Origin of the sequence: Pseudomonas indica NBRC 103045 (assembly GCF_002091635.1) — a bacterium.
Classification (GTDB): Bacteria; Pseudomonadota; Gammaproteobacteria; order Pseudomonadales; family Pseudomonadaceae; genus Pseudomonas_M; species Pseudomonas_M indica.
Genome location: NZ_BDAC01000043.1, coordinates 1 through 7,758 on the forward strand (window position 1 = coordinate 1; position 7,758 = coordinate 7,758).

At 65.9% G+C, this 7,758-nt stretch carries 7 protein-coding genes; 4 read left to right on the forward strand and 3 right to left on the reverse strand.

Annotated elements, in window-relative coordinates; translation table 11 throughout:
* Positions 1-65 precede the first annotated feature (65 nt).
* Positions 66-1,412 carry an omega-aminotransferase AptA gene (aptA, locus tag PIN01S_RS25930; protein WP_084339804.1) on the reverse strand — a complete coding sequence of 449 codons (1,347 nt, stop codon included), beginning with the start codon at positions 1,410-1,412 and terminating at the stop codon, positions 66-68.
* 147 nt (positions 1,413-1,559) lie between these two features.
* Here aptA and PIN01S_RS25935 point away from each other — a divergent pair, with 147 nt between their 5' ends.
* The gene (locus PIN01S_RS25935; RefSeq protein ID WP_084339805.1) at positions 1,560-2,480 is read left to right on the forward strand and encodes a LysR family transcriptional regulator; all 921 of its coding nucleotides are present in this window, start codon (positions 1,560-1,562) and stop codon (positions 2,478-2,480) included.
* 104 nt (positions 2,481-2,584) lie between these two features.
* Here PIN01S_RS25935 and PIN01S_RS25940 read toward each other — a convergent pair whose 3' ends face one another.
* Positions 2,585-4,009 (reverse strand): amidohydrolase family protein, encoded by a 1,425-nt coding sequence (locus tag PIN01S_RS25940; RefSeq protein ID WP_244506035.1) that lies wholly within the window; start codon positions 4,007-4,009, stop codon positions 2,585-2,587.
* A 239-nt stretch (positions 4,010-4,248) separates the two neighbouring features.
* On the opposite strand from PIN01S_RS25940, the gene PIN01S_RS25945 reads away from it, so the two are divergent.
* Positions 4,249-4,911 (forward strand): TetR/AcrR family transcriptional regulator, encoded by a 663-nt coding sequence (locus PIN01S_RS25945; protein ID WP_084339807.1) that lies wholly within the window; start codon positions 4,249-4,251, stop codon positions 4,909-4,911.
* Positions 4,912-4,983: 72 nt separating this feature from the next.
* Positions 4,984-5,568: an IMPACT family protein gene (locus PIN01S_RS25950; protein WP_084339808.1), complete on the forward strand. Its 585-nt coding sequence runs from the start codon at positions 4,984-4,986 to the stop codon at positions 5,566-5,568.
* A 574-nt stretch (positions 5,569-6,142) separates the two neighbouring features.
* Here the strand turns inward: PIN01S_RS25950 and PIN01S_RS25955 are convergent.
* Complete coding sequence (locus PIN01S_RS25955) at positions 6,143-6,874, reverse strand: polysaccharide lyase family 7 protein (RefSeq protein WP_084339809.1); 732 nt, start codon at positions 6,872-6,874, stop codon at positions 6,143-6,145.
* Between the two features lie 153 nt (positions 6,875-7,027).
* Between PIN01S_RS25955 and PIN01S_RS25960 the strand changes: the two genes are divergently transcribed.
* Positions 7,028-7,711: an SDR family oxidoreductase gene (locus tag PIN01S_RS25960; protein ID WP_084339810.1), complete on the forward strand. Its 684-nt coding sequence runs from the start codon at positions 7,028-7,030 to the stop codon at positions 7,709-7,711.
* The last annotated feature ends 47 nt before the right edge of the window (positions 7,712-7,758 follow it).

Below are 7,758 nucleotides of genomic sequence, written 5' to 3' on the forward strand. Positions count from 1 at the left end.
GTTTCCACAGGCGGCGCCGTGGTCGATCCGTGCACATCAGACGAATGAATTCGCCCCTACAGGTATCAACTCAACCCGTTCAACACCTCCCCCACCGCATCGAACACACGGTCGAGGTCTTCCGGCTTGGCGTTGAAGGTCGGGCCGAACTGCAGGGTGTCGCCGCCGAAGCGCACATAGAAGCCGGCCTTCCACAAGGCGATGCCGGCCTCGTAAGGGCGGACGATGGCGTCGCCGTCGCGCGGGGCGAGTTGGAGGGCGCCGGCCAGGCCGCAGTTGCGGATATCGACCACGTGCTTGGCGCCCTTCAGGCCGTGGATGGCCTTTTCGAAGTGCGGGGCCAGGGCGGCGGACTGTTGTACGAGGTTGTCCTTCTCCAGCAGCTCCAGCGCGGCAAGGCCCGCAGCGCAGGCCACGGGGTGGGCGGAGTAGGTGTAGCCGTGGGTGAATTCCACCGCGTAGTCCGGCGTCGCCTGGTTCATGAAGGTCTGGTAGATCTCGCGGCTGGCGATCACCGCACCCATGGGGATGGCGCCGTTGGTGATCTGCTTGGCGACGTTGAGCAGGTCCGGGACGACGCCGAAGTATTCCGCGCCGCTGTAGGCGCCCATGCGGCCGAAACCGGTGATCACTTCGTCGAAGATCAGCAGGATATTGTGCTGGTCGCAAATCTCGCGCAGGCGCTGCAGGTAGCCCTTGGGCGGCACGATGACGCCAGCGGAGCCGGACATGGGCTCGACGATCACCGCGGCGATGTTGGAAGCGTCGTGCAACTCGATCAGCTTGAGCAGTTCGTTGGCCAGTTCCACGCCACCGGTCTCGGCCATGCCCTTGGTGAAGGCCAGGCCCGGTTGCAGGGTGTGCGGCAGATGGTCGACGTCCATCAGCGCGCCGAACATCTTGCGGTTGCCGCCAATGCCGCCGAGGGACGTACCGGCGACGTTGACCCCATGGTAGCCACGGGCGCGGCCGATCAGCTTGGTCTTCGCCGGCTGGCCTTTCAGACGCCAGTAGGCACGGGCCATCTTGATGGCGGTGTCGGCACATTCGGAGCCGGAATCGGTAAAGAACACATGGTTCAGCTCGCCCGGCAGCAGGTTGGCGATCTTCTCGGCGAGCTTGAAGGACAGCGGGTGGCCGTATTGGAAGGCCGGGGCGTAGTCGAGGGTGCCGAGCTGCTTGGCCACGGCCTCCTGGATTTCCTTGCGGCTGTGCCCGGCGCCGCAGGTCCACAGGCCGGAGAGGCTGTCGTAGACGCGCCGGCCCTGGTCGTCGATCAGCCAGCTGCCTTCGGCGCCGACGATGATCCGCGGGTCGCGCTGGAAGACGCGGTTGGCGGTGAAGGGCATCCAGTGGGCGTCCAGCTTGAGCTGGCTGGCGATCGATGGGGCGTTGGTCTGCGGCATGTTCATCGGCGGCCTCGCAAGGTGCGGTTCATTGTTTTTTATGGGAGCGAACTCATTCGCTTCCCACAGCAGGTGTTGCCGAGGACAGTGCCACGGACATAAAGTCGGTAAAACATGACTTTTCCGATCTTTTGTTCACTGACCACTAAACTTATGAGCACGCGCCGCGCCGATCCCCTGGCCCAGGTCAGCGATTTCGATATCCGCCTGCTAAAGCTGTTCCGCACCGTGGTGGACTGCGGAGGCTTTTCCGCCGCCGAGAGTGTGCTGGGCATCGGCCGCTCGGCCATCAGCCAGCAAATGAGCGACCTGGAGCAGCGCGTCGGCCTGCGCCTGTGCCAGCGCGGGCGGGCCGGCTTCGCCCTGACCGAGGAAGGCCGCGAGGTGTACCAGGCCTCGCAGCAGTTGCTCAGTGCGCTGGAGACCTTCCGTACCGAAGTGAACGGCCTGCACCGGCAACTGCGCGGGGAGCTGAATATTGGCCTCACCGACAACCTGGTGACCGTGCCGCACATGCGCATCACCCATGCCCTGGCGCGGCTGAAGGAGCGTGGGCCGGAAGTGCGCATCCAGATCCGCATGATCCCACCCAGCGAAGTGGAACAGGGGGTGCTCGACGGCCGTCTGCATGTCGGCGTAGTGCCGCAGGCGGGGGCGCTGTCAGGGCTGGAATACGCACCGCTGTACGACGAGCGCTCGCAGCTCTACTGCGCGGTAGGCCATCCGCTGTTCTATGCGGACGAAACGCAGCTCAGCGACGAACGCCTGAACAGCCAGGACGCCATCGCTCCGACTTTCCGCCTGCCGGCAGAAATCCAGGCCCATTACCAGGCGCTGAACTGCACGGCCAGCGCCTCGGACCGCGAGGGCATGGCCTTCCTGATCCTCACCGGGCGTTACATCGGCTACCTGCCGGATCACTATGCCCGCCAATGGGTGCAGGAAGGCCGCCTGCGCGCGCTGAAGCCGGCGACGCGTTTCTATGATCTCAGCCTGGCCTCGGTGACCCGCAAGGGGCGGCGGCCACATCTGGTGCTGGAGAGCTTTCTGGAGGCGCTGGCGGAGACGGGGTGAGCGGCTCGATTACCCTCTCCACCCGATGTCATGCACCGGCATCACCTCCGGGCTTGGACTGCTCCCTCTCCCCTTTATGGGAGAGGGCTGGGGAGAGGGCATCCTCACGCCCCCACCCGTCGCCGCAACGCCAGCACGGCCTCCCGCGCCCGGGCGCCCAACTCCTGCAGGTCGAGACCGGGAATCCGGTCGTCTTCCACCACCCGCCGCCCACCGACCAGCAGGGCTCGCAGGTGCGGCCGACCAGCACCGATCACCGGGGCCAGCGCCGGGTCGTGCAGGCCGAAATAGCGGGGATCGTCCAACTGGAATACGGCGACGTCCGCCGCCTGGCCGATCTCCAACGTGCCCAGGGCGTCCAGGCCGAGCACCCGAGCGCCGCCGGCCGTGGCCCAGCGCACCACGTCCTCCGCCGACACCGCCTGGGCGCCACCCTCTTCCGTGCCGCCGTCATAGCGCGGCCGTGCGCGCTCGCCGGCCTTGGCGCGCTGCAGCAGCCAGGCGGCGTGGGTCTCGCTGATCATGTCGCAGGCTTCGTTGGAGGCGGCGCCATCCACGCCGAGGGAAACGCGCACGCCGGCCGCTTCCAGCGCGGCCACGTCGGCGATGCCGCTGCCCAGGCGGGCGTTGCTCTGCGGGCAGTGGGCGATACCGGTGCGGGTGGCGCCGAGCAGTTCGATCTCATCCGGCAGCAGCTTGACCAGATGGGCGAACCAGACGTCCTCGCCCAGCCACCCGTGCTCGGCGCAATAAGCCACCGGCGTCATACCGTGGCGCTTCGGCACCTCATCCAGGTAATCGACCGTTTCCGACAAGTGACTGTGCAGGCGGATACCCAGGCGCCGAGCGGTATCGGCGGCTTCGCGCAGGCCGGCGGAGGTCATGGAGTACGGCGGGCTGGTGGGCGCCATGACCACCCGGCGCCGGGCGTCGGCGGCTGGGTCGTGGTAAGCGGCCACCAGCCGTTCGACATCGGCCAGGTAGGCGTCGAGGTGTTCCAGGCGCCAGCCCTGGGGCGAGTCCGGGCGCGGCGGGCGCATATGGGTCGCGCCGCCACGGCAGAGGACCAAGCGCAGGCCCAACCGCTCGGCCTCTTCGAAGAGGATGGCGGCGCCGTCGAAAGGCATGCCGGGCCAGTACAGGTAGTGATGGTCGGCCACCGTGGCGCAGCCGGAGCGCGCCAGCTCGACCAGGCCGATGCACGCGGCGAGGCGGAAGCTGCGCTCGTCGAAGGCGCCATGGAAGCGCTGCGGCACCGCCAGCAGCCAGTCGCCGAGGTTGCAGTCGAGCCCACCGGGCACGCCTTTGAGCAACGACTGGAAGAGGTGGTGATGGGTGTTGATCCATGCGGGATAGACCACACAGTCGCGGGCCTCGATGATCGTCTCGCCGGACTGCGGCTCGAGCCGGCCGAAGGCGGCGATGCGCCCGTCGACGATACGCATGTCCGGCCCGGCATGGCGCGCCGCGCTGCCGGAAAGCCCGGTGAGGATGGCGCTGGCGCCTCGGATCAGCCAGTTGCGGGTCACTTCATTACTCCTGTTGCGAATAGCCGCTCTCCCCTGTCGCGCGGCGAGGCATTCGGCAACGCCGCTGCGCTTTAGTGCCCGGCCAATACGACCTCTTTTGGTGCGCGGACGCGCCGGTTCACGTATCGACAGTGCGGTTGGTCCGCTGCTGGGCTTTTTATCCCCTACAACGCTTGTGTCATCGCCAGCAGTGCGCTATCAGTGCACACGCTCCGCTTCATCCACCGTCCGGAAAGCCCATGACCGTAGAAGTGCCCGCGAAGACCCTTCCCGCCAGCAAGCCCGCCGGCCGCATCCGCCAGAAGAACGAAGAAGCCATTCTTGCCGCTGCCACCGAGGAGTTCGCCCGCCACGGTTTCAAAGGCACCAGCATGAACACCATCGCCCTGCGCGTGGGGCTGCCCAAGGCCAATCTGCATTATTACTTCAACAACAAACTGGGCCTCTACGTCGAGGTGATGCGCAACATCCTCGATCTCTGGGACAGCGCCTTCAGCCACCTGAACGCCGACAGCGACCCCGCCGAAGCCCTGGCGAACTACATCCGCGCCAAGATGGAGTTCTCCCGCCGCCAGCCGCTGGCCTCGAAGCTCTTCGCCATGGAAGTCATCAGCGGCGGCGAATGCCTGTCCGAGCATTTCAGCCAGGACTACCGCGACTGGTTCCGCGGCCGCGCCGCGGTGTTCGAGGCCTGGATCGCCGCCGGCAAGATGGACCCTATCGACCCGGTGCACCTGATTTTCCTGCTCTGGGGCAGCACCCAGCATTACGCCGACTTCTCCAGCCAGATCTGTCGCCTGACCGGCCGCAAGAAGCTGACCAAGGAAGACTTCGCCGTCGCCACGGACAATCTGATTCACATCATCCTCAAGGGCTGCGGGCTGACGCCCCCGGCCAAGTAACCCTGTGCGGGGCGCACGCCCCGTTCCGATGCGGGTACACTGCGGCCTCCAGCCGCCACGCCCGCTCCGCCCATGGCCGTCACCCTCGCCGCTCCCGCCGATTACCGCGAAGAGATTCGCAAGAGCCGCTTCCTCGCCCAGGCCGCTGCCGTGGCCAGTGCCGAGGAGGCCCAAGCGTTCATCGCCCGCGTCAGCGATCCCGCCGCGACGCATAACTGCTGGGCCTGGAAAATCGGCATCCAATACCGTTTCAACGACGACGGCGAGCCCGGCGGCACCGCCGGACGGCCGATCCTGGCCGCCATCGAAGGGCAGGGTTTCGATCAGGTAGCCGTGGTAGTCACCCGCTGGTACGGCGGCATCCAGCTCGGCACCGGCGGCTTGGCCCGCGCCTACGGCGGCAGCGCCGCGAAGTGCTTGCAGGGTGGCGCGGCGGTGGAACTGGTACAGCGCACGCGCTGCGCCTGCCACTGCGGATTCGCCGAGCTGGCCCTGTTGAAATCCCGCCTCACCGACTTCGAGGCCCTGATCGAATCGGAAACCTTCGACGCCGACGGCGCCCGGCTCACCCTGGCACTTCCGGAGCGGCACGTCGCCGGCCTGGAGCGGTTGCTGGCCGATATCAGCCGAGGGCGGGAGCAGTTGCGGCGGTTGTAGGTGGGGTTTTCCCTGGTCGAATGAATCCGTGGAAAAACACCAACCGTGGCCCGGATAAGCGAAGCTCGATCCGGGAGTCCGCTCCCCCCGGATTACGCCCAGGTTTATCCGGGCTTCGGACCACTGCCTTGTAGGGGCGAATTCATTCGTCCGCGAATTTCCCCCTCCTAAAACGCACCGATTTTGCCCACAAAAGGTGTGGACAGTTTTGTGGACAAGACGGGGATGGTTGCCGGAAAGGCTGGCCCAATCGGGGCTCCAGGCCGTTGTATGCAAATTATCCAACCCGTCGCGAGCCCCGGCTTTTCTCGATAAGCAACTGATTTCTTAGAAATTTTCTTTTGCGAAAATCGTTTCGACGTGGTAGTGGCATTGCGCCGCGATTGTCCACGCGATCCGGGGATAAGGCTGTGGATAAACCGGGGACGCCTGAATGGAGGCCAGGGCTGGCGGCGCCTGACGCAACGTGATCATTTTTTGTACAGCCTTTCATCAGGCTGGGGTCCTCCGTTTCGCACCAGCCTTGTGCGTCGGCGGGAACCGATTTGGGCCAAGCCTCACCAAAACAGGCCCTTCACAAATGCGAAGCCTTCAGCGAGTAGAAACTCACCCGCCCGCCTTCGCTGGACGCCCCCGAATTGTCCTGCACGTAGGACCCGGCCTTGAAATAGAGCGATTGCGACGCCCAGCTCGAATCGATGGGCAGGTTCAGGCTGGATGACTTGTCGCCATAGCTGGCGCTGACGGTCAGCTTGCCTTTCCTGTCCAGCACGGCCTTGTAGCTGAAGCGCTTGCCCAGAGGCACCTTGCTCACCAGCAGCACCGGCTCGTTCGGCGTCTTGCCGAACACCGGGCGCACCCGCGCTTCGATGTCGCCCTTGTTGTAGTAGACGATCAGCAGCGGCGTGCTGCGTTGAAAGACATGGATCTGGCCGATGGCGATGCGCCCGCTGCTCGGGATCTGCTCGACGGATACCCGGGCTTCCAGCGTGTTCACCGCATCCCGGTAGTTCCAGTTGCGCAACCGGCCGTCCTTGTAGGCTTCGCGCAGTTCCGAACGGGGGAAACCGCTGCTGTCGGTGGTGGCGCCGGTCACCGGCGCCCAGAACTGGATGCGTTCGTCGTTGGCACTGAAATATTCGGAGCTGTACCCGGGCAGGCTTGGCGTGTCGATGGTAGCGGCGAAACCTTCGGCGTTCTTCACCGGCACGGTCAGGTTCCACATGGCGGGGTTATAGGGGGCCGCCCAGAGAGCGGCAGGCAGCCAGAACAGGCACAGCGGTAGCATCGGTTTGAACGGTTTCATGAACGGTTACCTCGGTGGCTCTCGTCTCCATTCGAACCGGCCGCCCCGGCCTCCTCTCGGCGCCAGGGGACGAATGGCATGCCGTCGGTCGGCGGCACCACCCGGACCAGACGCTATGCTGAGCCTTTTCACCCGACGAAGGAGCAAGGCGAGATGACAGACACCAAGACGGCTCTGGTGGTCGGAGCCTCCCGAGGGCTCGGCCTGGGCCTGGTCAAGCAGCTGAGCGCCGAGGGCTGGCAAGTGATCGCCACGGTGCGCGAGCCGCAGCGGGCCAGCCAACTCACCGCGATCGCCGGCGTGCGCATCGAGAAACTGGACATGAACGACCGCGTGTCGCTGGAAGCCCTGGCGCAGAACCTGGCCGGCACCTCCCTCGACCTGCTGTTCATCAACGCCGGCGTGTCCGGCCCGGCGCACCAGTCGGCCAGCCAGGCCACGACGGCCGAAGTGGCGGACCTGTTCATGACCAACGCGGTGGCGCCGATACGCCTCGCGGAGCGGCTGGTCGAGCGGGTGGAGCCGACCAACGGCGTGCTGGTTTTCATGACCTCGGCCCTCGGCAGCGTCGGCGCCCACGCCGGCGATCTGCCGTTGTACAGCGCCAGCAAGGCCGCGCTCAACTCGCTGACGCGCAGTTTCGTCCTGGCGCTGGGTAAGACATCGCTGACCGTGCTGTCGATGCACCCCGGCTGGGTGCGTACCGACATGGGCGGCGAGGAAGCGCCGCTGGACGTGGAGACCAGTTGCCGCGGCATGGTGCAACAGATTGGTAGGGCCCGTGGGACCGGCGGTCATCGCTACATCGATTACCAGGGCGAGAGCATTCCCTGGTGACCGGTGCTGGCGCAGTGGATTCCCGGATTGCGCTTCGCTTATCCGGG

Bases quoted from the DNA above. Each gene is read 5' to 3' on its own strand.
- aptA (WP_084339804.1), bottom strand. From the start codon at position 1,412: ATGAACATGCCGCAGACCAACGCCCCATCGATCGCCAGCCAGCTCAAG.
- PIN01S_RS25935 (WP_084339805.1), top strand. From the start codon at position 1,560: ATGAGCACGCGCCGCGCCGATCCCCTGGCCCAGGTCAGCGATTTCGAT.
- PIN01S_RS25945 (WP_084339807.1), top strand. From the start codon at position 4,249: ATGACCGTAGAAGTGCCCGCGAAGACCCTTCCCGCCAGCAAGCCCGCC.
- PIN01S_RS25950 (WP_084339808.1), top strand. From the start codon at position 4,984: ATGGCCGTCACCCTCGCCGCTCCCGCCGATTACCGCGAAGAGATTCGC.
- PIN01S_RS25955 (WP_084339809.1), bottom strand. From the start codon at position 6,874: ATGAAACCGTTCAAACCGATGCTACCGCTGTGCCTGTTCTGGCTGCCT.
- PIN01S_RS25960 (WP_084339810.1), top strand. From the start codon at position 7,028: ATGACAGACACCAAGACGGCTCTGGTGGTCGGAGCCTCCCGAGGGCTC.